The following is a 24995-nucleotide window of genomic DNA, read 5'->3' as shown; positions in this document are numbered from 1 at the left end:
TTTTGCAAAGCAAGACCCAATTCCGCTTCAAATGCTACTATAGGACCGAATCATGCCTTATTCATACCGTAACTCGGAGGGTAATGCATCATTCCAGCACAATATATATATTTGAAAGCAGGTTGATAAGCATGCGCTCAGTGACGCTAAACGGCAATTGGATGATGAAAAGAACGGATGAGGCGGAATGGAACGAAGCGATTGTTCCGGGCTCGGTATTCCATGATTTGATGTCCGCCGGCAAGATGGAAGATCCTTATTTCCGCGATAACGAATTCGATATTTTGGAGCTGACCAAATTCGACTATGAATACCGCCGCAGTGTCCTCGTCGACGAGGACTTGCTGCTGATGGACCGCGTACTGCTTCGCTGCGAGGGACTGGATACGTTATGCGAAGTGTACGTAAACGGACAAGCGGTATTAAATACGGATAATATGCACCGGACATACGAAGCCGACGTGAAGAGGCTGTTGTCTGCAGGCCGCAATGAGATCCATGTCATCATCCGGTCGGCAACGAACTTCGTGATCGCAAAGGATAAGGAGCATCATTTGACGAGCTGCGCCGACGCAGTGCCGGGCATCTCGCATTTGCGCAAGGCGCATAGCATGTTTGGCTGGGACTGGGGTCCGCAGCTGCCGGATATGGGAATCTGGCGGGATATTTCGCTGCGCGGGTTTAATATCGGCCGAATTGACGATATCTACATCACGCAGAAGCATGGCGATAACCTTGTCACGGTAGAGATCGCGGCAGACTTACAGCGCTGGACTTCCGATGTGCCGCTTGCTCTTCAGGCTGCAATCGGGACGCCGGACGGACGGACACTGAAAGCATCAGTTCGCCAGGTCAGCGACACCGCCAAGCTTGTGATTGATATTCCGAATCCTGAGTTATGGTGGCCGAACAATCTTGGAAGTCAGCCCTTGTACGCGGTGCTGGTTCAACTGCTTAACGGAGAACAGGTTCTTGACGAGCGTTCGCTGAACATCGGACTTCGGACGCTTCGCGTTGTCCGCCAGCCGGATGAGTGGGGCGAATCGTTTGCGTTTGAGGTAAACGGGCATGAAATCTTCGCGATGGGGGCTAACTTCATTCCGGAAGACAACATCTTCGGACGGCGCAGCAACGAGCGGACTGAACAGCTGATCCGAAGCTGCGTCGAAGCCAACTACAACTGCATCCGCGTCTGGGGCGGAGGATATTATGCTGACGATTACTTCTATGACCTGTGCGACCGCCACGGTCTGATCGTGTGGCAGGACCACCTGTATGCTTGCGGCGCTTACGACTTCAATGATGAATTCAAGGAAAATATCCGGCTGGAGACAATCGACAATATGAAGCGGATTCGCCACCACGCCTCGCTTGGCATCTGGAGCGGGAACAACGAGCTGGAATACGCCTGGGCGTATTGGGGGTGGACGGAGCGTTACGGCGAGAAACAGCGCGATGATTACCTGAAGCAGTTCGAACAATTCCTGCCGGTGTTGTCGCGCTCGCTCGATCCAAACACGTCCTATCTGGTGTCGTCACCATCCTCCAAGGGCGGCATTGAGGATCCGAACAACGAAAATATCGGCGACATGCATTATTGGGATGTCTGGCACGGACGGAAGCCGATAACGGAATACCGGACACTGCATCCCCGTTTCATGTCCGAGTTTGGTCTGCAGTCGTTCCCGTCCATCAAGACGGTCGAGACATTTACGCTGCCCGAAGACCGGAACATCTTCTCGCGGGTAATGGAGGCTCATCAAAAGAACGGTACCGGCAACGAGAAAATCATGTACTACATCAGCGAATATTTTAAGTATCCAAGAAACTTCGAAACGCTGCTGTACGTCTCCCAGCTCATTCAGGCCGAAGGCATGCGGGTCGGCATAGAGCATTGGAGACGCAATCGCGGCAGATGCATGGGCGCGGTCTACTGGCAGCTCAATGACATCTGGCCGGGTGCATCCTGGTCAAGCCTTGACTACTTCGGCAGATGGAAGGCGACGCATCATGCCGCCAAACGGTTCTTCGCGCCGGTCCTGGCATCCGCTCTAGAAGAAGGAACAACGGTAGCGCTGCATGTGACCAATGAAACGCGGAGGGTCGTCCGCGGACAGCTGCGCTGGCGGCTGCTCGACCGCAGTTCGGAGGTGATCCAGACCGGCGAAGCCGAAGTATCCCTAGGCGCATTCTCCTCGGAAGAGATTGTCTCGTTGGACTTCTCGGGGACGCTGACGACCAAAGAACAGCTCAGCCAAAGCTATTTGACCTTTGAATTTGTCTCCTTCGGGAAGACGGTCAGCGCCGGTACGGCATTGTTTGTGAAGCCAAAGCATTTCGAGCTGCTGAATCCGGAGATCAGCGCAGCCGTGACTGAAGAAGATGACCGGTTCGTTGTTACGCTGGAGAGCCGGTCTTTTGCGCCTTTCGTTCTGCTGGAGCTGAGCCGCGCCGACGCCAGATGGAGCGATAATGTATTTGCTCTTTCGGCCGATCAGCCTGCTGTTGTAAACGTGCCGAAGAACGGCTTGTCCGAACCGCTTAGCCTCGAGGCATTCCGCGAACAGCTATCGGTTACGAGCTTATACGATACTTTTGAATAAGCTTTGCATCGTAAGGGACACATGCCATGGCAATAGCCGCATGCGTGTGTCCTTTCTCTTCGGGGCTGCCTGCCCAAATTGACAAACATAGCGATAGAAAACCAATCGTTGTTGCGTAGTTCGGGATTTCGTTGTCACGTAAAATCAAGATAGAAAGAGGTGATACGATGTTTGCTGCCATACGCAAGTACAAATGGCAATATCTCATGATCATGCCGGCCGTCGTGCTGCTTCTGTTATTCAGCTACGTGCCCATGGCCGGCATTCAGGTCGCGTTCAAGAACTTCCATATTGGATACACCATTTGGAACAGCCCCTGGACCGGCTTCGAAAATTTTGCGTTCCTTCAGGACAGTCAATTCTGGCTCGTGGTGAGAAACACGCTTTACATCGCGTTCCTGAAGTTCGTGTTTGGCTTTCCCGCCCCAATCATTCTTGCTCTGATGATTAACGAGGTGAGCCGGGGAGGGTTTAAGCGATTCGTCCAGTCGGTCAGCTATCTGCCCCACTTTTTCTCCTGGATTGTAGTCGCTTACATTCTGCAGTCGCTGCTGACTCTGGACAACGGTCTGGTCAATCAGCTGATCGTATCGCTTGGCGGCGATCCGGTATTCTTCCTGGGGTCGACCGAGTGGTTCCGGCCAATGGTTGTGGTCAGCGGGTTATGGAAGGAGGTCGGCTGGAACACGATTTTGTATCTGGCAGCCATTACGACTATCGATCCGCAGCTCTACGAGGCAGCCAAGGTAGAAGGAGCGGGCCGCCTGGCGCAAATTCGGCATATTACGTTCCCGGGTATTCTTCCGACGATCTCCATCGTTCTGATCCTGAGCATGCCAAGTCTCATAGCGGTCGGCATGGATCAGATTTATCCGCTCATGAATCCGGCCAACCAACCGGTTGCGGATGTTCTGGACACCTATATCCTTCGAAGCGGCTTGCAGCAAGGCTACTTCGGAATGGCGACTGCGGTAGGACTGTTATCTTCGGTCATCAGTCTGCTTCTGGTTCTCGTCACCAACCAAATGGCCAGAAAAATCAACGGGGAGGGGCTCTGGTAACCGATGAAACGTTCAACAAGCGAAAAGATCGGACAGGCGCTTATTACCCTGATACTGCTGGTGCTCTGCCTGTCCGTCCTGTATCCGTTCATGTACATGCTGGCGATTTCCCTGAATGTGGGAAGCGATGCGGCCAAGGGAGGCGTATACTTGTGGCCGAGAAAATTCACGTTGTCCAACTTTCAGATCGTGCTTGGCAACTCGGTCATTCAACATTCCTACCTGATTACGATTCTTCGTACGATCGTCGGCACGTTCAGCGGTCTTCTGGTGACTCTGCTTGCGGCGTTCGCCTTGTCCTACAGGCAGATGCCGGCGAGAAAGACGCTGCTGACGCTCATCCTGATTACAATGCTGTTCAGCGGCGGTCTTATTCCGTTCTATATCCAGCTGTATAACCTGTCGCTGATCAACACGTTCTGGGTATACATTTTGCCGAGCGCATTCTCGGCCTGGAACATGTTCGTCATGCTGAAGTTTATCCATGGCATTCCCGAAGCGTTGATCGAATCGGCGGAAATGGATGGCGCCAAGCCGCCAAGAGTGCTGTTCTCGATCATCATTCCGCTGTCCAAGCCGATGCTGGCAGCGCTTGGTCTCTTCACGGGCGTTATGCATTGGAACGACTGGTTCGCCGGTGCCTTCTTCGTCTCGGATCAAGATCTGATTCCGGTCCAAACGTTCCTGCAGCAGCTGCTGTCTGCCCAGGATATCTCGGTGGTGATGGGCTCCAATAACAACGTGGAGGCACTCGCGCGGGGCAGCAACCTGTCCGAGGTGACGTTGATGTCCGTCAAGATGGCAACCGTTATGGTAAGCGCCATCCCGATTCTGTGCGTGTATCCGTTCCTTCAGAAGTATTTTGTCAAAGGCGTAATGATTGGTTCGGTTAAAGGTTAATTCGTTTCTGATCGAGAGTTATTGCAGGGTATAAGGAACAACCAAATATACCAAAACAAGCTAGACAGAGAGGGGCAACGAAAATGAAAAGTCGAACATTTAACGCGAAGCAGACAACAGCCGGCGCGCTCGCCGCGCTTATGCTGGCACTAACCGCCTGCTCGGGCGGAGGCGGCAACTCGAACTCTTCCAATTCGCCATCGCAAGAACCGGAACAGTCCGGACAGACGGCGGAGGGCGGCAAGCAGCAAGGAGGAAAATTTAATCTTTGGCTTGGATGGACAATGACCGTCAACAACGATAGCCTGATACAGAAATATTGGAGAGAGAACGAGCCTTTCGTTGACGTGCAGATCGAATCCACGCAAGGCGACGCTTCGACTGCTCTTAATTTGAAGCTGAATACGGGCGGCTTTGAAGATGCCGCAATCTTCGGAAGGAGCGACGTTATCAATACCTCGATGATCCGGTCCGGCACCATTCAGCCGCTTGAGCAATACTTCAATATGCCGGACAAATATCCGGGACTTGCGTCCATTCCGAAAGAATACCTGGAGGCCATGAAGGATAAGGACGGTCACATATGGTCCATTCCAACCTGGTTTGACCAGAATCCTCAAGACCCGTGGCCGGGCTGGGCATCGCTTGGATGGTTCGTGCGCGAAGACGTGCTGGAGAAAGCAGGCATGAAGAAAGAAGATTTGGCTACTATTGAAGGCGTGGAAACATATTTGCAGGCAGCCAGCCAGCAAACGGACGCTTCCGGCAACAAGCTTATCCCGCTCGGCTTCCTGTCGGATGCTAACGACGAGAATGTTATTCTAAGCACATTTGGCGTGTCTACCGGTACGGCAGGCGGCGTTATTCCGGTGGAGAAGAAGGGCGAAGACTACCAGTTCATCTATGACAATCCGCAATACAAAGCAGCTTACAAATGGATGAACAAAATGTATCGCGAAGGCTTGATCGACAAGGAAGCTATTACAGATAAAAAAGAACGCTACAAGGAAAAAAATCAGTCCGGACGTACCGCGATGAATGCCGGCGGCTTCTTCAACATGGATGCTCAGATTTGGGAAGTTCTCAATGGGCCGACAGCGCCGGCCTGGTATTATCAAACCATCCCTTATCCTAAAGTTTCTGGTGTAGACAAAATCGGCATTAACCAAATCGTCAATCCGTATCCGGGCGATGACGTATACATCAGCAAAAAATCTAAAAATCTGGACGCCATACTGGCCTTCTTCGATTATTCGCTTCAGCCTAAGCCGGAAATGCAGCAGGTCATCGATGGCGGTCCTCCGGGAACCTATTGGGACTGGGTTGATCAGCCGCTGGGCAAATGGCATTATATCGACGATAACTACCAGCAGCTTCACGATTCCGGTGACGCATCGAAGAAAGCAAGCACGACGCCTGAGCTTTACGCAGCTTCCTCGTACAGCAACGAGTGGTATCCTTGGTGGAATTACGAGGGTACCGACAATATAGCGGGACGGCAAAAGACGATCGACTTCACTACGGCTATCGGTAAAATGGGTGCCATTCGGGTCGCGGAGCCATATGACATGGTTAAGTCCGAACCGGGCAGCCTGTGGGAGAAGTATTTGCCGGAGCTCGAAAACGTAAGGAAAGAATACAAGGCCAAACTGATGATGGCCAAGGACGACAACGCCTTCGAAGCCGCTTGGAGCGAATTCCAGTCGGCGCTTGAGAAGCGAGCGCATTGGAGTGAGCTGAAGGATGAATGGCATCAGCTCCTGTCCAAGCAATTCGGAGAGTAATTCATATAGACGGTGCAGTTAAGCCGTGACGGAAGGGAAGCCGGAGATGCCGGCTTCCCTTCCGTCGGCTGTTTTTTAGTTGGCAAGCAGCTGCTATTGGACTGCGCAGCATTCAAAAATAGCGGAAAAGGAGGGTGATTTCTTGCGCGTCCCTCTCTCTCGATGGATGATCAGATTTACACGCGGCATGAGCCTCCGCGGCAAAATTTTGGCCCTATACGTGCTTATCCTGCTGCTGCCGACGCTGCTGCTGGGGAGCGGGGCCGTCTATCTGGTCGTTCGGGGCTTCCACAACAGCTACTTGTCCGCCGTGGATGAGTCTGCCCGTCAAACGGCGCAGATCGCTGATTTCAGTAAACGGAATTATGATCTTCTAGCCGTCCGAACGGCGACCGATGGCGAGCTGGCGGCCCGTCTCTCCAGACAATACGATGATATGGCCAAAGTGGTGGATACCGTCAATTACATAGATCGCACCTTCCTAATCACGGGCAAATATTTGCCCGGCATTATAGATTTTCGTATCTATCATACAAACGATACGCTTGTGCAGGATGGTCAGCTCTTATGGCGTCCGGAATCGAGAATCATAGCAGGTCAAGAGGAAAGCATTTGGTATCGGAATACGATGGCTGCCGCGGAGCCGCTCAAATGGAGCAGCGTGCCTGGCAACCCCGATCGCGTTGTCATAACGCACAAAATAATGGACACGACGGGGAATCCGCTGGGTCTTGTATATATATTGCTGAATTATGACGCCGTATTCGGAGAACTGGTCAACCATCCGTTTAACGATCGGGGGAGCCTGTTCATCGTTGATCATGACCGCAGCATTCTAGCCTCGACCGATAGGAAGCAGATCGGGAAGAAGCTCGCGCTGAACGAGTGGCAGGAGGATTTCGCAGAGGAGCCTGCCGCCAATACGGCTGATTGGCTGGATCTCACGCATAGCAAAGAACTGCTGATCGTTAAGCCTCTTTCTTCCGGGTGGAACGTCGTATCGTTCACGGCCATGAAGCAGCTAAGTGTCGAAGACCGCAAAACACTGCTATTGATCGTGGGCATTACAATTTTCTTCCTGCTGCTGTCCATTTCGCTGATGATGACTGTCGTGCAAAACATCGTCCGGCGCCTTCGCAAGCTTGGCAACCGGATGGGTGACCTGTCGCGCGGCGAGTTCGAAGCGGCGATTCGGTACAGCGAAAGGGACGAGTTAGGCGAGCTGGAAAATATGTTTAATCTGATGTCCGAGCGGCTGGGCAAGCTTGTGGAGGATATTACGCATGCCGGACTGCAGGAGAAGGAGCAGGCTTTCAAAGCACTGCAGGCCCAGATAAATCCACATTTCATCTATAATTCGCTCGGGCTGCTTCGCTGGCGCGCGATGATTGCCCGGGATCAGGAGCAGATTCAGATTATCGACTCGCTGACGACCTTCTACAGGCTGACGCTGAACAATCAGATCAGCGTTATCCGGATCAGGGAAGAGGTAGAGCATGCGAAGGCCTATCTGGATATCTGTCAATTCCGTTACCCTGGCAAGGTCCGGGTAGAATGGGACATTGACGATTCCGTGCTTGATCTATATACGATCAAGACCGTGCTGCAGCCGATTGTGGAGAACTGCTATCAGCATGGAGCCATTGTTCGAAGGCCGGACGCCTTCATCCGCATTTCCATGGCCAGACTGGACGACCGGGTCATGATGTCGGTGTACGACAATGGGCAGGGTATACCGGAGGTTACGATCACGCAGCTCGCGGAAGGTAGGTATGCGGGCAAAGGCAACGGCTGTGGCTCCGCCAATATAAAGGAGCGTCTGGCGCTTTATTTTGGCACCGATGCCTGTTACACCTTAGAAAGCGCATTGGGGGCGTGGACGCTGGTGACCATAGATTTTCCGGCTTGCCAGGTCCAGCCAGCTATAAGGAAGGGGCGATAGTGATGCTGAACGTGCTTATTGTGGATGACGAAATATCGCATGTACTGGGACTCGTCCGATTCATGGAATGGGAGGAGCTTGGCTTCGAGTCCCCATCAACAGCGGAATCAGGGGAGGAGGCTGTAGAATTTCTGCAAAGCTATCACTTCGACGTGCTTATCTCCGACGTGTCCATGCCCGGCATGTCGGGTATCGAGCTTGCGGCAGAAGCGAAGCGAATACACCCTCATTTACAGATTCTGATGATAAGCGGCTACAATGAATTCGAATTCGTCCAGGACGCCATCCATGTCGGCGCACAAGCTTATGTGCTGAAGCCTCTCAAGACGGAAGAGGTTGCGTTGCGACTGCAGAGCTTCCGGGCAGCGATTGAGATGAGGAGGGAAGTCGTCGAGCAAACCCGGAAGCTGGAGAGAAGAGTGTCCGGCAGCATAAAGCTCGTCAAAGAAAGGTTCGTTGACGAATTGATTGCGGAATCCCTTCCCGTGGAAGAGCTTATTGCCTCATGGGATGGCCTGCTGACGCTGCCCGTTCTAAATCTTGGATACCAGATTATCGTATTAGGCTTGGACCGTTATCCCTCTTCCGGCATGGAGGCAAAGCATCGAATGTTGCTTGGCAGCAGCCTTAAGAAAACATTAGAGATTGCCTTCTCCTACGACGAAGATATCTGGATTGCGCAAACAACATCGGATGAATTCGTTGCGCTCCATGTCAATCCATTGCCGGCAGCGCGGGCCAAAGTAGAGAAGCAGTTCCAATTCATTCAATCCATTATGAGTGATCAATACGGGGCTACCGTTACAATCGGCTGCAGCCGTGAAGGCTTCAGATGGGAAGATGCGCCGCTGCTGTACAGGGAAATCCGATTCAGCATGACCAAGGCAAGGCTTATAGGCAATGGGCAGATCGTGCGCTGCAACGACGTAGAGCCGGGAGATTTCGCGGCATACCGCATGCATGACGAATTTGTCCCGGGCTTGCTTAAGGGATTGGACTCGGGCGATGCGGAGCAAGTAGCTGAATACATGAATCGAATCAAAGAGGCGCTGTTAGCGACAGGAAATGCTTCATTTTCTTATGTACATGCCTTCGCGATGAGCATCCTTGGCGAGCTGATCCGCCATTTGAAGTGGAGGAACGAGCCGGATGGCGAGGCGAACATACTGATGTGGCGGCAAATGCTTGATTGCGGCAGTGCCTCACAGATGGCGGAGCTGCTGGCCGGCTACGTGCAGCGGTATACGGCGACCGAGCAGAAGGCGCACTTGAATCAGCAGCATAATCTGATGCGGAAGGTATCCCTGTTTATCGAGGAGCGGATCCACGAACACTGGACGGTAAAGCAATTGGCAGAGCAGTTCAACTTGAACGCCAGCTACCTCAGCGTATTGTTCAAGAGAGAGATGGGCCGGACGATCTCCGAGTTCGTCCAGGACACCCGGATCGGACGTGCCAAGAAGCTGCTTCAGGATCCCCATATTAAAGTGTACGAGGTTGCAGATCAGGTGGGCATTCAGACAACCGCGTATTTTACTTATTTGTTTAAAAAGCTGGTAGGCGTCACTCCGCAGGATTACAGGGATTACGGCTATTCTCTGGACGATGGCCTTCAATTGGATATAAAATCAGATCATCGTACATCTTCTTCGAGTCCATTATAACGCATTGCAAAGGAGAGGCCATTGGCACAGCGATTGGATTTCTATCGTTTTCATTGCTTGTTTTATTGAATCATCATATCGTCCATCATTATCCGCATATCGTTAATGGAATCGCGCCGCGATTTTCCGTACGATTAGCGCATCAAATACCTGAGGTGATTCACTTGACTATACAATTTGATTCAAATTTGCAGTTGTTTTCGATCTCGACGAAGAGCAGCTCTTACGTGTTTGGCCTGAACGACAAAGGCATCCTTCAGCATCTGTACTGGGGAGCTCCCGTTCATGCTGCCGATTGCGCGCCTCTCATGGGCTCCCGCTCGCACAGCTCTTTCGATGCCGCCCTTGACCGCGAAGCCGAGGAATATGCCTTCTGGGGCGGATTGTCGTATATGGAGCCAACGCTGAAGGTTCGCTTGCACGATGGCGTGCGCGACTTGCGCCTTAGGTATGACGGATATCGGATTGAGAATGCAGGAAACAAAGAGACGCTGACGATTATGCTGAAGGACGAGACATACCCGATTGAAGCGCGTTTGACCTACGCGGTTGTGGCGGGGATGGATTTAATTGAACGATCCGTTGTCATCGTCAATACCGGCAGCCACGATGTTGTGCTGGAGAGCGCCCAATCGGCCGCCTGGACAATGCCTTTGCTTGAGGACTACCGCCTTACGCATGTAACGGGCAAGTGGGCCGGTGAATTTCAATTGAGGGAGACGGCGCTGTCGGAAGGCAAGAAGGTATTGGAGTCCCGGCGGGGCTTTACCGACGGACACGCAAATCCTTGGTTCGCGATCGACAACGGAAGAGCAACGGAGGAATCCGGTGAGGTATGGTTTGGCGCGCTCGCCTGGAGCGGCAACTGGAAGATCGTTGCGGAGAAGACGGCGTTTGATCTTGTGCGGGTAACGGGCGGTATCAACGACTTTGACAGCGAATGGACGCTTGCACCGGGCGAAAGCTTTGAGACTCCAACATTTGTCGGGGGATACGTCTCCGGCGGGTTCGGCTCGATGAGCCGCCTGCTGCACCGGAATCAGTATGAAGCTCTGGCACCCGGCCGGGCACTGCGCAAGGTATTGTACAATTCATGGGAAGCGACGTACTTCGATGTCAACGTTCAGGACCAGACAGCTCTTGCCGAGCGTGCGGCCAAGCTTGGGGTGGAGTTGTTCGTTATCGATGACGGCTGGTTCGGTCAACGCAACCATGACCGCGCGGGGCTAGGAGATTGGACCGTTAATCCGGAGAAATTCCCAAGTGGACTTGGCGAGCTGATCGACAAGGTGCGGGGACTAGGCATGGAGTTTGGTATCTGGGTAGAACCGGAAGCCGTTAACCCGGACAGCGAACTGTACCGGCAGCATCCCGATTGGGTGTACCATTTCCCGACACGATCGCGGACAGAGCTGCGCAACCAGCTTGTCCTTAATATTTCCATGCCTGAAGTGAAGAGCTACATTATAGGCTTTATGACGGATCTGCTTGAGCGCCATGATATTTCCTTCGTCAAGTGGGATATGAACCGGACGATTACCGAGCCGGGGATGTCGAATCATCCGCTCAACCGGCAGAAGGAGCTGTGGGTTCGCCATGTGCGCAGCCTGTACGAGATCTGGTCGGAGCTGCGCGAGAGATTCCCTCATGTCGCATTCGAGACTTGCGCAGGCGGCGGTTCCCGCATCGACTTTGGCATGCTGCGTTACGCTGACCAGGCGTGGCCAAGCGACAATACCGATGCGTTCGACCGGCTAAGCATTCAGGAAGGCTTCTCGTATGTCTACGCACCGAAGTTCATGACCTGCTGGGTGACGGAAGAGATAAGCGGGATGAACAAACGCGTCACTTCGATCCCTTATCGCTTCCACAGTGCCATGACGGGCACGCTGGGCATTGGAGCCAACCTGAACCATTGGAGCGAAGAGCAGCTTACGGAAGCGGCAGCTTTGGTGGCGCAATACAAAACTGTGCGTCCGCTGGTGCAAGAAGGCCGGCAATATCGCTTGAGCATGTTGAAGCATAAGGGCGTGGAGGCTGTGCAATACGTCGGCGCAGGCGGAAGCGGGGAAGAAGAAAGCGTTCTGCTTGCCTTCCTGCACTCTCAGAAGTTTGGAGACCGGCTCCCTCGCCTGCTCCTGCAAGGTTTGAATCCGGACAAGAACTATACCATTGACGGCATTGAGGGTGCGCACAGCGGAAGGGCGCTTATGCGAATCGGCATTGAGCTGCCGCTGAGAGGCGACTTTGACAGCCTCATGTACCATATCCGGGAACAGAAATAACCAGTTCTAGTATGATGGGGAAGTTATCCTTTATGAGTGCTTCGGTACTCGGAAGGAGACTTCCCCATTATTTTTTTGAACAAGCGAGAGAAGTAGTAAGGGTCCTGGAAGCCGACGCGTACGCCAACCGCCTTGACGCTAAGGTCGGTCAGATCCAGGTATTGGCTGGCCAGCTGAATCTTCAGCCTCAAGTAATAGTCGATCGGCGAATAGCCGGTCTTTTTTTTGAACAATTGGGTAAAATGGGGCACGGACAGCGCTGCTTGCGCCGCCAGCTCCGCCAGCGACACATTGTCCTCCAGATGCTCCGTCATGTACTCGACAGCTTTCTCGATATCGAGCTGCCTGCGCGGGCTTGGGAAGGCTTGGCGCCGCGCATGAACAAGCCGGATCATCCCCGCCAGATGGCAGGCGAGCTGCGACACGTATGCGACATGATCGAGCGTATAGCCTTTCAGCAGCAGCTCGTAGCATTCGTCGAACAGCCCGATAATGGCCAAAGAACGCTCCACCGGGATCGGCACGGGAGCTGCTTTCCCATACTCGCCGAAGAAGGATGACGCAAGTTCGCCTTTCAGGTGCAGCCAATAAATCGTCCAGGGCTCCTCTTCCGACGAACCATATTCATGAGGCGTGCCGGCAGGGATTACGGTAAGCTCGCCCTTGCGAACTTCATGGCGCCGCTCGCCATCCAGCGTGACCCATCCGCTCCCGTCCGTGCAATACATGACGATATAGGCTTCGCTTCCTTCCGGGCGATGCCGATAATGATGCCGCGCATGAGGAAAGCATCCGATATCCGTAATATGAAGAGGGCGAATAAGAGGATGGGCGGCATACTCGGCCAATATATGATCGGGAAGAACAATTAGCTTCTGAGAGGGGAAGCCGTCTTCCTTTAATAGTCTATCCATACTTCGAGTCATCCTCCAATCAAGCTGTAAAATGTGTTTCCATGCCTTCAAATTAATCATCATATTGTCCATCATTATCCTTTGATTGTCAATGGCGATCCTCGATGAATTTCCGTACGATTAACCCATGAGAATGTTATCGCTGGGAGGATGAATGTAATGACTACACAGACTGAAGTGAAAGTATGGGAGCAGACAGTGGAGCTGCCCACCTATGAAGTCGGGCAACCGGACCGCAATCCGATGTTTCTGGAGAAGCGCGTCTATCAAGGCAGCTCGGGACGCGTCTATCCGCATCCCGTCATTGACAAGATTTACGACGAGAAGGTGATGAAGCCGTACCGGATCGTCTTCTTGGAGAATGAATACGTGCAAATTCAACTTATGCCCGAGCTTGGAGGCCGAATCTACCGGGCCGTGGACAAAACCAACGATTATGATTTTGTCTATTATAACCGGGTCATCAAGCCGGCTTTGGTCGGACTTGCCGGACCGTGGATCTCCGGGGGCATCGAGTTCAACTGGCCGCAGCATCACCGTCCAAACACCTACGGACCGGTCGAATGCGATATTCGGGAGAACGCGGACGGCAGCAAGACCGTATGGGTTGGAGAGATTGACAGAATGTACGGAACCAAAGTAACGACAGGCTTCACCCTTTACCCGGGGAAGGCTTACCTGGAAATTAGCGCGCAGCTGTTCAACCGGACTTCCGAGCCGCAAACGTTCCTGTGGTGGGCCAATCCGGCCGTGGCGGTTAACGACCATACACAGTCCGTATTCCCGCCGGATGTTCATGCCGTCTTTGACCATGGCAAGCGGGATGTATCCAAATTCCCGATCGCGACCGGGACCTATTACAAAATGGACTACTCCGAAGGAGTCGACATTTCCCGTTACCGCAACATACCGGTGCCAACCTCGTATATGGCGTACCGGTCGGATTACGATTTCGTTGGCGGTTATGACCACAACGTAAAGGCGGGCATTCTTCATATCGCAAATAAACACGTGTCTCCCGGCAAAAAACAATGGACCTGGGGGCATGGCGAATTCGGCCAGGCATGGGACCGGAACCTGACGGACGAGGATGGACCGTACATCGAGCTGATGACCGGCGTTTATACGGATAATCAGCCGGACTTTACATGGCTGCAACCATACGAGGAGAAGAGCTTCAAGCAATATTTCATGCCTTACAAGGATGTCGGCATGGTGAAAAACGCCACTATTGATGCCGCGGTCAATTTGGAAATCGAAGGCGCGCAGGCAAGGATAAACGTTTATGCGACATCCGTCTTCGAGCAAGCCAGGATCGTATTGAAGGGCGCGAGCCGCACTTATATCGATCTAACGCGTCCTTTATCGCCTTCCCAGGTTTTCTCGGAAGCGGCGGTGCTGGAAGAGGGGGAGAAAGAGGAAGACTTATTGCTCTTGGTATTGGCGGAGAACGGCAAGGAGCTGGTTAAGTATCGTCCGCAGCGGAAGCAGCTGGAGGAGCTGCCCGATCCGGCGAAAGCGATTGGCGAGCCCGAGGAGCTTCGCAGCACGGAGGCGCTATTCCTCGCCGGTCAGCACTTGGAGCAGTATCGGCACGCTACCTATGAGCCCGATCCTTATTACTTGGAAGGTCTCAAACGCGATCCGGGAGATATTCGCCTTAACAACACTTACGGTTTGTTGCTGTTGCGGCGCGGCCAGTTCGCGGAAAGCGAAACGTATTTCCGCCGTGCGATCGAGACGTTGACGCGCCATAACGCCCGGCCGTACGACGCAGAACCGTTCTTCCATCTGGGAAAGGTGCTCAAATGGCAAGGGCGCGACGAGGAAGCGTTCGCCGCTTTCTACAAATCCGTCTGGTCAGGAGCTTGGCAAGCCGCGGGTTATTTTGCTCTTGCCCAGCTGGCCGCAGGCAGCGGAAAGTACGAGGAAGCACTGGAGCTTGTTGATCATTCCTTGCATTCCCAGTACCGTAACCGCAAGGCCCGTTTATTAAAAACCGCGCTATTGCGCAGAATGGGCCGCATCGAAGAGGCCGGGCAGCTGGCACGCGAAACATTGGAGTTCGATCCAATGGATTTCGGCTCGCGGAGCGAAGGGGTTCGCATCCAACAGCTTGACGGGAAGGAAGAGCAAGCCTCTGCAACGCTGGAAGCTTTCGTTGGCCTGATGCGTGACGACGCTCACAATTACATCTCGCTGGCACAAGAATATGCGGACGCGGGATTCTACGAGGAAGCGCTCGAGGTGCTGGGCAGAATCGAGGAACGGACGGCAGGGCATGTCTATCCGATGGTGCATTACTATCAAGGATATTACCATCATATGACCGGACAAGGCATAACCGGCAATCACTACTACTCCCTTGGCCAGAAGGCAAGTCCCGTTTACTGCTTCCCGAATACGATCGCGGATTATTTGGCCTTATCCCATGCCGTCCGGTCGCGCGAGGATGACGCTAGAGCATTCTATTACCTAGGCAACCTGCTGTATGACAAGAAGCGCCACGCAGAAGCCGCGGCGAATTGGGAGGCTTCGGCCGCGATCGACGGCGATTTCGCGACCGTACACCGCAATCTGGCGCTTGCTTACTACAATAAACAAAACAAGCCGGAAGCCGCCTTGGCTTCGCTTGAGAAAGCTCAGAGCTTGGCGCCGGACGATGCCCGCATCTTCTACGAGCTGGACCAGCTGTACAAGAAGCTGGCCTACACGGCGGAACAACGTCTGGAGATCATGGAGCGGCATAAAGAGCTGGTCGAGCTGCGCGACGACTTATACCTGGAATATGTAACGCTTCACAACTCGCTTGGCCTTCATGAAGAAGCGCTGAAGCTCATCTTCGCGCGTCATTTCCACCCGTGGGAAGGCGGAGAAGGCAAGGTGCCTGCTCAATACGTATTGGCCCGCGTAGAACTGGGCAAGCGGCTTCTGGAGCAGGGGCAAGCTGTTGAAGCGGCAGAGCAGCTGGAAGCGGCCAAACAATATCCGTTGTCCATTAACGAGGGCAAGCTCGAGGGTGCGCAAGAGAACAATATCAACTACTATCTGGGAATCGCATATCAGAACCTTAGGCGCTCTGAGCAGGCACAAGCATACTGGTCGCTGGCTTCCGAAGGGCTGGATGAACCGGCAAGCGCCATGTTCTACAACGATCAGCCGCCTCACATGATTTATTATCAAGGCATCGCGTTGCGCGAGCTAGGCCGCGAGCGGGAAGCGCGCAGCCGCTTCAACAAGCTGATCGACTACGGCGAGCAGCATCTGTTCCAGCCGCAGAAGATTGATTATTTCGCCGTGTCGCTCCCGGACTTCCTGGTCTTTGACGAGGATCTGGACAAAAAGAATCGCATTCATTGCCACTATATGATCGGACTTGGCCAGCTGGGACTCGGTAGAACTGCTGCAGCCGAAGAACACTTCCGCGAAGTGTTAAAGCTTGAACCGGCCCATCAGGGTGCCGCCGTTCACCGCAGTCTGCTTAATTCCGTTGTGAAACAATCCTCATAAGGCTGCGTGCAGCGCGGACGGGTCAGTGTGCTGCACGCTCTTATAGACGAATATCACGAAAAGAACTGGGGGCGCCAAAGAGGATGAACCGTGTTTATTGGGAGAACGTGAAGGCAGAAGGTTATGATGCCTTTAGAGGCAGGAGTTCAAGGCTGGAGCTGACGCTTATTCCTTCGCTGGGCAGCAAGGTTGTTTCACTGAAGGATGTTATCTCGGGGAGAGAATGGCTGTCCCGCACAGCTATCCCGCTTGGCAACAAAGGGTACGCCAGTTCATTCGCGGAAAGCGACGGAAGCGGCTGGGACGAGATGTTTCCGACGGTCGACGCTTGCCGACTGGAGCAATCGCCGTGGACGGGCATTGACCTTCCCGATCACGGCGAAGTTTGGTCGCTGCCATGGCAGTGCGAGCTGCGGGACGATCGCTTGCATTGCGTCGTGAACGGCCGCAGAATGCCTTACCGGCTGGAGAAGACTTATTCCTTCACAAATGATGGCCGGTTAAGAATTGATTATATCGCTCACAATTTAGCTCCTGATCCGCTTCCGTTTCTATGGGCGGCGCATCCTTTATTTCAGGCGAAAGCCGGAATGGAGATTATCGTTCCCGCAAGGCTGGAACGAATCGCCGTATCCTATTCGCATAACCGCAGACTAGGCGATAAAGGAACTCTTCTTCCGTGGCCCCAGCCGTTGCCGGACATTCGCCTCAACATCGTAGAGGCGGAAAGCGCGGGAACGGCGGAGAAGTTTTATTTTGACGGAGGACTGCCGGAAGGCAAGGTCTCGTTATATGATCCCGTCAGCAAGGAGAAGCTTACGATGACCTTTCCGAAGGAGCAGGTTCCATATTTGGCGGTATGGGCGAATTACGGCGGTTATTTGAATCAATATCATGTCGCGCTGGAACCCGCAACGGGGTTCCTCGATGATGCTTCGACGGCATGGAGCGAGGGGGAGATAGCGGTTATTGCCGGACATGGCCGTTATGAATGGTTCCTTGAGCTGGAGCTTGAACACAGATAATTGGGAGAGCATGAGCAAAAGCTGAATCTATAAATATGCAAAAGCCCAGAAATGGGCTTTTTGTATATTTATACCTATAGAAGATGTTATTATCGAATTATCGTTTCATTTAACGACGACGTCCAAGAAGGGTGGGAATGATTTGCCTTCGTTTTTTTCCCGTTATGCCGCAGACCATTTTATACCCTACTCCGCCTCGCATGTCGTTATGCTGGTTCTCTTGGTTATGCTGGCGCTTCTGCTATATTGCTTTCGAGCCGGCATACGCGACCATACTCTTGTAAAAACGATTATACGGTACAGTATTCTCCTGGGCCTGCTTGCACCTCAGATTGTCCTCTATTACTGGTATGCCGTTCAAGGACTATGGGATGTTAAATATACGCTTCCGCTCGAGCTCTGCAGCATTTCGCAGCTGCTAGCCGTAATCATGCTTTTTACGCGGAGCAAGTTGCTGTATCAGATCGTATTTTTCGCGGGCATTGGCGGTGCGATGCAAGCGATGTTTACGCCGGATCTGGATTATCCGTTTCCGCATTTTCGTTTTTTCCACTTCTTCATCGTTCATATCGCGATTATACTTGCCCCACTCTACATGACATGGATCGAAAGCTTCCGTCCGACCTGGAAATCCATTTGGATGACCATGCTATTTCTGAACATTCTTCTCGTAGTCGTCGGTGGTACAGATTACTGGCTGGGTGCCAATTACATGTTCCTCAGGCATAAGCCGGAAGGCGCATCTTTATTGGATTTATTAGGGCCGTATCCTTATTATTTGATAGTGGAAGAAATCATTGCTCTTGTAACATTCACGATTATGTATCTGCCCTTTATACGCCGTAAGGAGGAGAGAAATGCTTGATTTTGGTTTAATGATGCTAACCGTATTCATTATTATCCTTACTCTTATCTTCTACGCCGGAATATTCTTGGACTTTATTAAGCCCAGTATCTTGCAAGTCCATTTATTAGGCATTCATTTAACTCTGTTTGGAGTCATTATTTTATTAGCTTTTGAGGGAGCTAGAGGATTTGGGTTTACATTTGGTTTAATCGGGCTTTTTATAGGAATATTTGGTTCTTTTAGAAATCCTGGTATGACTAAGGATCAGTAGGAAAGATCATAAGAAATCTTTTTTTTGTGCGAGGGGGTTTTATAGCGAACGTAAGTTCTGGTATAATTGACGGTAAATAGAGCTTGAAAGGAAGTCGTTATGAAAGCCTTAGACGCTATAATTCAGAACTTGAATGAGGTTCGTCGCAGAAGTCTGATTATTTGGGACAGCATCCCCGAGGAATATTTTGACTGGAAACCGGATCCAGAGGCCATGAGCATACAAGAGATGATCCGCCATGTCTTGGACAGTGAACACTACTACCATCTTGCTTTGTTGAATAAAGGCAGTCTGACCAGTTACGAATCCCCCTATGAGACGCGTGCTTTTACAACGCTCAAAGAGGAGCTGCACTTTTCAGAATCATATCGGGATGCATTTATGAGTACAGTGAAATCTTTTGCAGATGAGGATTTAACAGAGATACAGATTGATAGATGTGATGTCGGGTACATACGGTCATTAGGTGATATGTTAATGAGAATTGCATACCATGAAGCTGTCCATTCAGGTCAGTTATTAGATTATTTAAGGTCAGCGGGAGTAAAACGACCGAAGATATGGGATTGAGGTTAGTTCAAAATAGAGAGGCAAATAAAAAAGCGATCGCTAAGCGAATCGCTTTTTTTGGGTTTATACTTCAATATTGGCTGCAATGCTGTCTTCCCGGCCATACTCGCGGATAAGTGCCGCAACGGCTTGATGATGCGGGTTTGGACCATATGCATCAAGTGCTGCTTTGTCTTCGAATCTGACGCGAAGCACGAGCTGGTAGCCCTTGTTATTGTCCGAGAAGTTAATACCTGCGTTCACTTCAACGACACCAGTCAAATGCTGCTTTAATGCCTTAAAACGGTCAACGATTTCCTGAAGCTGCGCAGTTGTCGTTTGCTCGCCAAATTTCACTAGAATTGTGCGATCGATCATGTTTCGTTCCTCGCTTTCTTCAAATCAATAACTTTAAGCACTATAGCATGAAACAGGAGGTTTTTTCTAGTTCATCGTGACATTATCTCGCTAATATTAATCAATAGCAAAGCGCCGGGATGAAAAGATGCTGAAGCTGCGGGCTTCCTTGTATACAGCTGTGCAGCATACTCCTTCAGGCGGTCTCGTGCCTAACACTCATACTCTCACAAAGCATATTACTTGCTATTTGGAAAATCATGCAATGATGTAAGTATTTGAAACATGGATAGAAGAGATATGTTAATCTTGTTTATATTGGAAAAATGTTGAAATTAATGAGGGGAGGATGATCATCTTGGCAAATCATGTTTACATCATTACGGGTGTTTCCAGTGGACTAGGCGCGGAAATGGCCAAACAGCTATTGAGGGAAGGTAATGAAGTGATCGGTCTATCCCGAACAAATAACGAAGATATAGGTAGGCAATCCGCAGAAGGGAAGTTTACCTTTTATCCTGTCGATCTTGTCCGGATAAAACAGCTAACCCCAGTTCTTCAGCCTATTATTGCTAATATAGATTCAGGCAGCTTGGATTCTATAACCCTCATCAATAATGCAGCATCCGTAACCCCGCTTAAAGAAATCCAAGACTGCACAGATGAAGAAATTTTAAATAATGTGCAGCTAAACATAGCAGCTCCAATGCTTCTAACCTCAGCTTTTATACGTTTAACCTCTAATTGGCATGCAAGGAGGGTCGTGAACATTTCTTCCGGATCAGCCAAGTATCCTGCTCCAAGCATGAGCTTGTATTGCTCCGCTAAAGCAGCATTAAATATGTTCTCCCGATCTGTGGGCATGGAACAGGGGCAGGAACCTAATGCCGTTCAATTGTTCGCCATTGATCCGGGAATGGTGGATACTCCGATGCAGCGGACGGCCCGTGAGTCGGATATGGCATTGTCAGCATTTTTTGCAGCACAAAAAGCGGAAGGGAATCTGGTTGAGCCTGCGCGCGTAGCGCGACAAATCATTCATTTCATAAGTTCTCCGGTGTTGAAAAATGGCGATGTTTATCAAGTGTCTGCAATGGAATAGGTAACAATATCCGGGTGAGAAGGAGACCAATAATATGAGCAGCGCAAATGTAGTCAAAGACAGCTGGAACGAGTGGTCGGATACCTGGTATCTGAAATATCGAACAGAGGAAGCAATAGCGAGGATTATTGCAGCGCCGGCTTCCGTTTTTCATCCTACGACTTATGAGATGATTAGAAAGTCCTTCCCGGATTTTACAGGAAAGCGTATATTGGTTCCCACGAGCGGAGATAACCATGCTGTATTTGCGTTTCATCTGTTGGGTGCTGAAGTGACCTCCTGCGATATTTCGGAGCGACAATTGGATAACGCTTCCATGATTGCAAAGAAATATGGCTGGGATATTGATTTCCAATGCGAGGATACGATGACATTGTCACAAGTGCAAAGTGAAGAATATGACTTTGTCTACACCTCTAATGGTGTTCATGTTTGGATTCATGATCTGGCGTCTATGTATAACAATGTGAGGAGAGTTCTGAAGCCGAACGGGATGTACATGATGTATGATATTCATCCGTTCATGCGCCCATTTGGCATAAAGGCAAAAGAAGCCCTTACCATAAACAAACCATATGATTTAACAGGGCCTTTCGGAGAGGTACCGACATACAATTGGCGATTGCAGGATATCTTGAATGCGATGCTATCTTCTAATCTTAGCGTAAAACACATTGAAGAGCTGTATGCGGAGGACGGTTGGTTCTGGGTGGATGATTCGACGGACGAAGGTGAGCATTTGACAACTGAAGAAGTGGACAGCTACACCGATTGGCGGCAAAATCCATCCGCTGCGATTCCGCAATGGCTATCGGTCAAAGCCATTAAATGAGTGAATGGCTTCAAGAGAGTAGAGAAGGATTTAGAGGTGACAGGAGATGAATAGAGCCTGGAAATTTTTTATGATCATCTTGTTAGCAGCAGGGATGGTTAGTTGTAATTCTGTTAACCGAAATGAGAATAAAATAGTCTCGATTAGTCTGGAGTGCGCCGAATTATGCAACAATTTTGAAAATCCTCCATTCGAGCATAAGCGGATAACTAGTGCAGGCGAATTGAGCAGCTTTGAAGGTGCAATGAATAAAGCAGTCAAAATAAAAGGCGAGCTTGATTATGGCGTTATTTTTCGGATGTTTGTGTCCTTTGAAGACGATACCCAAATACAATACGTCCTCAATATAGACAATAAACCGGATAGTACTGGCTTGCTGGTCGATACAGCCAAGAGTGGACTTGGATACAAAATACCGAAAGCTGATGCTGACGAGTTGAGAGTAATCATATATGGGAATTAAATCAATATTTGAAGTAGTGGAGGAGCTGAGTATCTATGCTTTATAAAATGGAAGGCGAAGGGCTCCGAACCAAACTGTTGAAAATAGTAGAATCGGAGCTTCTATGATTTTCAAGTCATTTCATACGGGGGGTTAAAATGAACATAGCTTATATATGGGCAGGCAAGAAGGTCAGATTACGACCGGTTCTGCTATCAGATTGGGACAAGTTTCATAACAATGACTTGGATTCGGATAATGCCAGGTTATGTGATGAGATCCATTTTCCAAGATTAGAGGAAGGTACGAGACAATGGGCAGAGCACCAATCTGCTAATACCTATGATGGAGATAATGCTTTCCTGGCAATCGAGACGTTAGACGGCACGTTAATTGGAAGCATATGCACCATTCATTGCAACCCTAGAAGCGGAACATTCAAATACGGTATATCCATATTCCGGGATCATTGGCGCCGGGGATATGCTACCGATGCAGTTACAATTATCCTGAGATATTACTTTAAAGAGTTGCGGTATCAGAAAGTGAATGCTCATGTCTATGCTTTTAATGACGGATCAATTGCCTTGCAGGAGCATCTTGGATTTGTTCAAGAAGGAAGGATTCGGGACATGATCTTCACAAACGGCAAACATCATGATGAATATATTTATGGTCTCACGAAGATTGAATATGAGACACATTATGGGTGAATGACAAACGGGCTGCCTGAGAAGGCAGCTGTTTGTTTATATATTGTGTCTAGCAGGTATGTAATTTGATGCTCGTTTATTGTAAGTATCAAAATCGGGGAATGTCATTTCGTTGCCCATTTGAACAACAGGCAGTATTTCAGATATGAGATATCGATCCCAATTAAAGAGATGAGCAATGATTTCGCTTATTGACCATTTGTTCTCCGCGATAGGAATACGCCGACCTCAATGCTTTCCAATGATCTTAGCCAGGAACACCGAAATCATGAAGGATTTTATTCTGGATCATCTCACTATCTCCTCTATAACTGATTTAGAAAATCATACCACAATTCTGCCAAAAGGCAAACACTTGTTCTCATTTTGTGTCTGTGATAAGCTTTGGATAATAAAGGTAAAAGTTTCGGACTTGTCGAAGTTACTCTGTGCAACTTATCTCAAGTTCGGAGGAGATCAGAGGATGAGCTTAAAAGTAAATGTGATTTATCCTAAAACTCAATAATCCTACATTTGGAATTGGGGGAATCTCTCATGAGTGAGCAACTAAATGAAGAAAAAGGAATATCCAAAGTTAAACTGGGCAAACCGATCCAGGTACGGCTCGTTTCAGATTTACAGAAGTCACAAGTTTATTACCGTGATTGTCTTGGATTTACGATTGATGATTGGGGACATGCGGAACGTGATGAGGTTTGCTTTATCCTCCAGCAAGCTGTTTCAAGTAAGGACGTCAAACCTAATGTCGTTTCTGCTAAGCGAACAAGCTATCCAACGGATTGGGAAGGCCCGGAATACGGATGGGATTCTTTTATTCATATCGGTTGGGAAGAACTTGACGAATATATGGAAGAAGTCCGCAGCAGCGGTGGACTAATTGGGCTCGAACCATTTATTGGGGAACATGGAGGATGGGAATTTAAGAACGCCCATATTCATGATCTCGATGGCTACAATATCGTTCTAGGTGCAATGCGTCAAAAGGTGTAAGCAATTATTCCTTTATAAGAAAGCAGGATGTATATGAATCCTATTTCCAATAAAATCAATGGGGTCTTTATACCGGTAAGCCATATTGAAAAGGCTCGTGACTGGTATTGTGATATTCTAGGGCTGCCAACAGATGGCGAGATCTTTTTTGGACATATTTATGTCCTTCCTATGGATGGACCTGATATTATATTGGACAGCAAAATTTATTCGCCTGAGAATGTGTACACGGTGCCCGCATTCCAATTCCATACTATAGATATCGAACAGGCTTATCAATTTATGCGGCAGAAGAATGTTGAATTAACGACAGGAATTGAGAATGGTCATTGGTTTAATTTCAAGGATCCGGATGGAAACCTGCTAATGGTGTGTAAGTGATATTACTACCTGTGAACAGTATTAAGGCTGCGTCAGCAGCCATTTTCATCCTAACGGATAGGGGAGGCATCATGAAGTTTTATATTGCGTCCAGCTTCAGAAATATTAACAATGTTGCCTCAGCCACGACGACCTTTTATCATATTGACGAAGTCCAGCAATGCATTGGACCCATTGAGAATTTGATAGAGACTATTACCGGATAAAGTCACAAGGGAGACTGATGATGATGAAGCTTGAGCAGCTGGTGCCGATTCTTCGGATTTTTGATGAAGCGAAAGCTAGAGAATTTTATTTGGATTTTCTTGGATTCACGGTGGACTGGGAACACCGGTTTGAACCGGATACGCCGGTATACATGCAGATTTCCATAGGGAATATTAGGCTTCATCTGAGCGAACATCATGGAGACTGCAGTCCTGGCGGTGCTGTCCGGATTGAAATGTCAGGTATAAAAGAATTACATAAGGAATTGTTGGATAAAAAATATAAATATGCAAGACCCGGACTCGAAGAGACATCGTGGAATAGTCTTGAGTGCAGGATCGGTGATCCGTTCGGGAACCGGATTGTTTTTTGTGAATATTTGTTGGACAAATAGGAGGTGGGGGGCATACGAATACTTCCAGGTATACTCTTGTTAGCAGTGTTCCTGCTAGTGACGTTTTTTGGTTTAGGACCTGTGCTGTTTGCCGATGGGAGTATGACAGAGCGGACGATTACTTTAAGTGTGGTCATCATCATCTACTTTGTTATTGCGCTCCTTACGTATTGGATATTCAGGAAGAAAAAATAACCAATAGATCTATCGCAAGCAGTCCAA

22 protein-coding genes are annotated in these 24995 nt (G+C 50.1%); 20 read left to right on the top strand and 2 right to left on the bottom strand.

Annotation, left to right across the window (positions count from 1 at the left end; translation table 11 throughout):
• Window positions 1–131 precede the first annotated feature (131 nt).
• The 7 genes from BM200_RS07670 to BM200_RS07640 all read left to right on the top strand — a co-directional run bounded on the left by BM200_RS07670 (window position 132) and on the right by BM200_RS07640 (window position 12239).
• Window positions 132–2603: a beta-mannosidase gene (locus BM200_RS07670; RefSeq protein ID WP_091183334.1), complete on the top strand. Its 2472-nt coding sequence runs from the start codon at window positions 132–134 to the stop codon at window positions 2601–2603.
• A 167-nt stretch (window positions 2604–2770) separates the two neighbouring features.
• Window positions 2771–3664, top strand: coding sequence for an ABC transporter permease (locus tag BM200_RS07665; RefSeq protein WP_091183332.1), 894 nt, complete (start codon window positions 2771–2773; stop codon window positions 3662–3664).
• A 3-nt stretch (window positions 3665–3667) separates the two neighbouring features.
• Window positions 3668–4564, top strand: coding sequence for a carbohydrate ABC transporter permease (locus BM200_RS07660; protein ID WP_091183329.1), 897 nt, complete (start codon window positions 3668–3670; stop codon window positions 4562–4564).
• An 83-nt stretch (window positions 4565–4647) separates the two neighbouring features.
• Window positions 4648–6348 carry a type 2 periplasmic-binding domain-containing protein gene (locus BM200_RS07655; RefSeq protein WP_091183327.1) on the top strand — a complete coding sequence of 567 codons (1701 nt, stop codon included), beginning with the start codon at window positions 4648–4650 and terminating at the stop codon, window positions 6346–6348.
• A gap of 142 nt (window positions 6349–6490) precedes the next feature.
• The gene (locus BM200_RS07650; protein ID WP_091183325.1) at window positions 6491–8290 is read left to right on the top strand and encodes a sensor histidine kinase; all 1800 of its coding nucleotides are present in this window, start codon (window positions 6491–6493) and stop codon (window positions 8288–8290) included.
• A 2-nt stretch (window positions 8291–8292) separates the two neighbouring features.
• The gene (locus BM200_RS07645) at window positions 8293–9954 is read left to right on the top strand and encodes a response regulator (protein ID WP_091183319.1); all 1662 of its coding nucleotides are present in this window, start codon (window positions 8293–8295) and stop codon (window positions 9952–9954) included.
• A 164-nt stretch (window positions 9955–10118) separates the two neighbouring features.
• Window positions 10119–12239: an alpha-galactosidase gene (locus BM200_RS07640; RefSeq protein ID WP_091183317.1), complete on the top strand. Its 2121-nt coding sequence runs from the start codon at window positions 10119–10121 to the stop codon at window positions 12237–12239.
• Between the two features lie 23 nt (window positions 12240–12262).
• Here the strand turns inward: BM200_RS07640 and BM200_RS07635 are convergent, their stop codons facing one another.
• Window positions 12263–13153 (bottom strand): AraC family transcriptional regulator, encoded by an 891-nt coding sequence (locus BM200_RS07635; protein WP_091183315.1) that lies wholly within the window; start codon window positions 13151–13153, stop codon window positions 12263–12265.
• 159 nt (window positions 13154–13312) lie between these two features.
• Here BM200_RS07635 and BM200_RS07630 point away from each other — a divergent pair, with 159 nt between their 5' ends.
• The 5 genes from BM200_RS07630 (at window position 13313) to BM200_RS07610 (ending at window position 19376) form a co-directional block, all read left to right on the top strand.
• On the top strand, window positions 13313–16663 hold the full coding sequence (locus tag BM200_RS07630) for a DUF5107 domain-containing protein (protein ID WP_091183313.1): 3351 nt from the start codon (window positions 13313–13315) through the stop codon (window positions 16661–16663).
• Window positions 16664–16746: 83 nt separating this feature from the next.
• Entirely contained in the window at window positions 16747–17688 is a 942-nt protein-coding gene (locus BM200_RS07625; protein ID WP_091183311.1) for an aldose epimerase family protein, read from the top strand.
• Window positions 17689–17830: 142 nt separating this feature from the next.
• Window positions 17831–18553 (top strand): YwaF family protein, encoded by a 723-nt coding sequence (locus tag BM200_RS07620; protein WP_091183307.1) that lies wholly within the window; start codon window positions 17831–17833, stop codon window positions 18551–18553.
• The gene (locus BM200_RS07615) at window positions 18546–18806 is read left to right on the top strand and encodes a hypothetical protein (RefSeq protein WP_091183304.1); all 261 of its coding nucleotides are present in this window, start codon (window positions 18546–18548) and stop codon (window positions 18804–18806) included. The genes BM200_RS07620 and BM200_RS07615 overlap by 8 nt, the downstream gene beginning before the upstream one ends.
• Window positions 18807–18905: 99 nt before the next feature.
• Window positions 18906–19376 (top strand): DinB family protein, encoded by a 471-nt coding sequence (locus BM200_RS07610; protein ID WP_091183301.1) that lies wholly within the window; start codon window positions 18906–18908, stop codon window positions 19374–19376.
• A gap of 63 nt (window positions 19377–19439) precedes the next feature.
• On the opposite strand, the gene BM200_RS07605 is transcribed toward BM200_RS07610, so the two are convergent.
• A complete protein-coding gene (locus BM200_RS07605; RefSeq protein ID WP_091183298.1) occupies window positions 19440–19733 on the bottom strand; it encodes a Dabb family protein in 294 nt (97 codons plus the stop codon).
• Between the two features lie 337 nt (window positions 19734–20070).
• Between BM200_RS07605 and BM200_RS07600 the strand changes: the two genes are divergently transcribed.
• The 8 genes from BM200_RS07600 (at window position 20071) to BM200_RS30800 (ending at window position 24968) form a co-directional block, all read left to right on the top strand.
• A complete protein-coding gene (locus BM200_RS07600) occupies window positions 20071–20814 on the top strand; it encodes an SDR family NAD(P)-dependent oxidoreductase (RefSeq protein ID WP_175532778.1) in 744 nt (247 codons plus the stop codon).
• Between the two features lie 34 nt (window positions 20815–20848).
• Window positions 20849–21646, top strand: coding sequence for a class I SAM-dependent methyltransferase (locus BM200_RS07595; RefSeq protein ID WP_091183294.1), 798 nt, complete (start codon window positions 20849–20851; stop codon window positions 21644–21646).
• 46 nt (window positions 21647–21692) lie between these two features.
• Window positions 21693–22109, top strand: a complete 417-nt coding sequence (locus BM200_RS07590) for a hypothetical protein (RefSeq protein WP_091183291.1) — start codon at window positions 21693–21695, stop codon at window positions 22107–22109.
• Window positions 22110–22246: 137 nt separating this feature from the next.
• Complete coding sequence (locus BM200_RS07585; RefSeq protein ID WP_091183289.1) at window positions 22247–22801, top strand: GNAT family N-acetyltransferase; 555 nt, start codon at window positions 22247–22249, stop codon at window positions 22799–22801.
• 534 nt (window positions 22802–23335) lie between these two features.
• The gene (locus tag BM200_RS07575) at window positions 23336–23791 is read left to right on the top strand and encodes a VOC family protein (protein ID WP_091183284.1); all 456 of its coding nucleotides are present in this window, start codon (window positions 23336–23338) and stop codon (window positions 23789–23791) included.
• A 33-nt stretch (window positions 23792–23824) separates the two neighbouring features.
• Window positions 23825–24172, top strand: a complete 348-nt coding sequence (locus BM200_RS07570; RefSeq protein ID WP_091183281.1) for a VOC family protein — start codon at window positions 23825–23827, stop codon at window positions 24170–24172.
• Between the two features lie 229 nt (window positions 24173–24401).
• Complete coding sequence (locus tag BM200_RS07565) at window positions 24402–24773, top strand: glyoxalase superfamily protein (RefSeq protein WP_091183601.1); 372 nt, start codon at window positions 24402–24404, stop codon at window positions 24771–24773.
• A gap of 3 nt (window positions 24774–24776) precedes the next feature.
• Window positions 24777–24968 (top strand): DUF6954 family protein, encoded by a 192-nt coding sequence (locus BM200_RS30800; protein WP_425434529.1) that lies wholly within the window; start codon window positions 24777–24779, stop codon window positions 24966–24968.
• Window positions 24969–24995: the final 27 nt, after the last annotated feature.

Source organism: Paenibacillus catalpae, assembly GCF_900112695.1.
GTDB lineage: Bacteria > Bacillota > Bacilli > Paenibacillales > Paenibacillaceae > Pristimantibacillus > Pristimantibacillus catalpae.
This window is presented reverse-complemented; position numbering and strand designations above follow the sequence as displayed.

Coding starts and splice junctions, on each gene's coding strand:
- BM200_RS07670 (WP_091183334.1), top strand. CDS start 132: ATGCGCTCAGTGACGCTAAACGGCAATTGGATGATGAAAAGAACGGAT.
- BM200_RS07665 (WP_091183332.1), top strand. CDS start 2,771: ATGTTTGCTGCCATACGCAAGTACAAATGGCAATATCTCATGATCATG.
- BM200_RS07660 (WP_091183329.1), top strand. CDS start 3,668: ATGAAACGTTCAACAAGCGAAAAGATCGGACAGGCGCTTATTACCCTG.
- BM200_RS07655 (WP_091183327.1), top strand. CDS start 4,648: ATGAAAAGTCGAACATTTAACGCGAAGCAGACAACAGCCGGCGCGCTC.
- BM200_RS07645 (WP_091183319.1), top strand. CDS start 8,293: ATGCTGAACGTGCTTATTGTGGATGACGAAATATCGCATGTACTGGGA.
- BM200_RS07635 (WP_091183315.1), bottom strand. CDS start 13,153: ATGGATAGACTATTAAAGGAAGACGGCTTCCCCTCTCAGAAGCTAATT.
- BM200_RS07630 (WP_091183313.1), top strand. CDS start 13,313: ATGACTACACAGACTGAAGTGAAAGTATGGGAGCAGACAGTGGAGCTG.
- BM200_RS07625 (WP_091183311.1), top strand. CDS start 16,747: ATGAACCGTGTTTATTGGGAGAACGTGAAGGCAGAAGGTTATGATGCC.
- BM200_RS07615 (WP_091183304.1), top strand. CDS start 18,546: ATGCTTGATTTTGGTTTAATGATGCTAACCGTATTCATTATTATCCTT.
- BM200_RS07610 (WP_091183301.1), top strand. CDS start 18,906: ATGAAAGCCTTAGACGCTATAATTCAGAACTTGAATGAGGTTCGTCGC.
- BM200_RS07605 (WP_091183298.1), bottom strand. CDS start 19,733: ATGATCGATCGCACAATTCTAGTGAAATTTGGCGAGCAAACGACAACT.
- BM200_RS07595 (WP_091183294.1), top strand. CDS start 20,849: ATGAGCAGCGCAAATGTAGTCAAAGACAGCTGGAACGAGTGGTCGGAT.
- BM200_RS07590 (WP_091183291.1), top strand. CDS start 21,693: ATGAATAGAGCCTGGAAATTTTTTATGATCATCTTGTTAGCAGCAGGG.
- BM200_RS07585 (WP_091183289.1), top strand. CDS start 22,247: ATGAACATAGCTTATATATGGGCAGGCAAGAAGGTCAGATTACGACCG.
- BM200_RS07575 (WP_091183284.1), top strand. CDS start 23,336: ATGAGTGAGCAACTAAATGAAGAAAAAGGAATATCCAAAGTTAAACTG.
- BM200_RS07570 (WP_091183281.1), top strand. CDS start 23,825: ATGAATCCTATTTCCAATAAAATCAATGGGGTCTTTATACCGGTAAGC.
- BM200_RS07565 (WP_091183601.1), top strand. CDS start 24,402: ATGAAGCTTGAGCAGCTGGTGCCGATTCTTCGGATTTTTGATGAAGCG.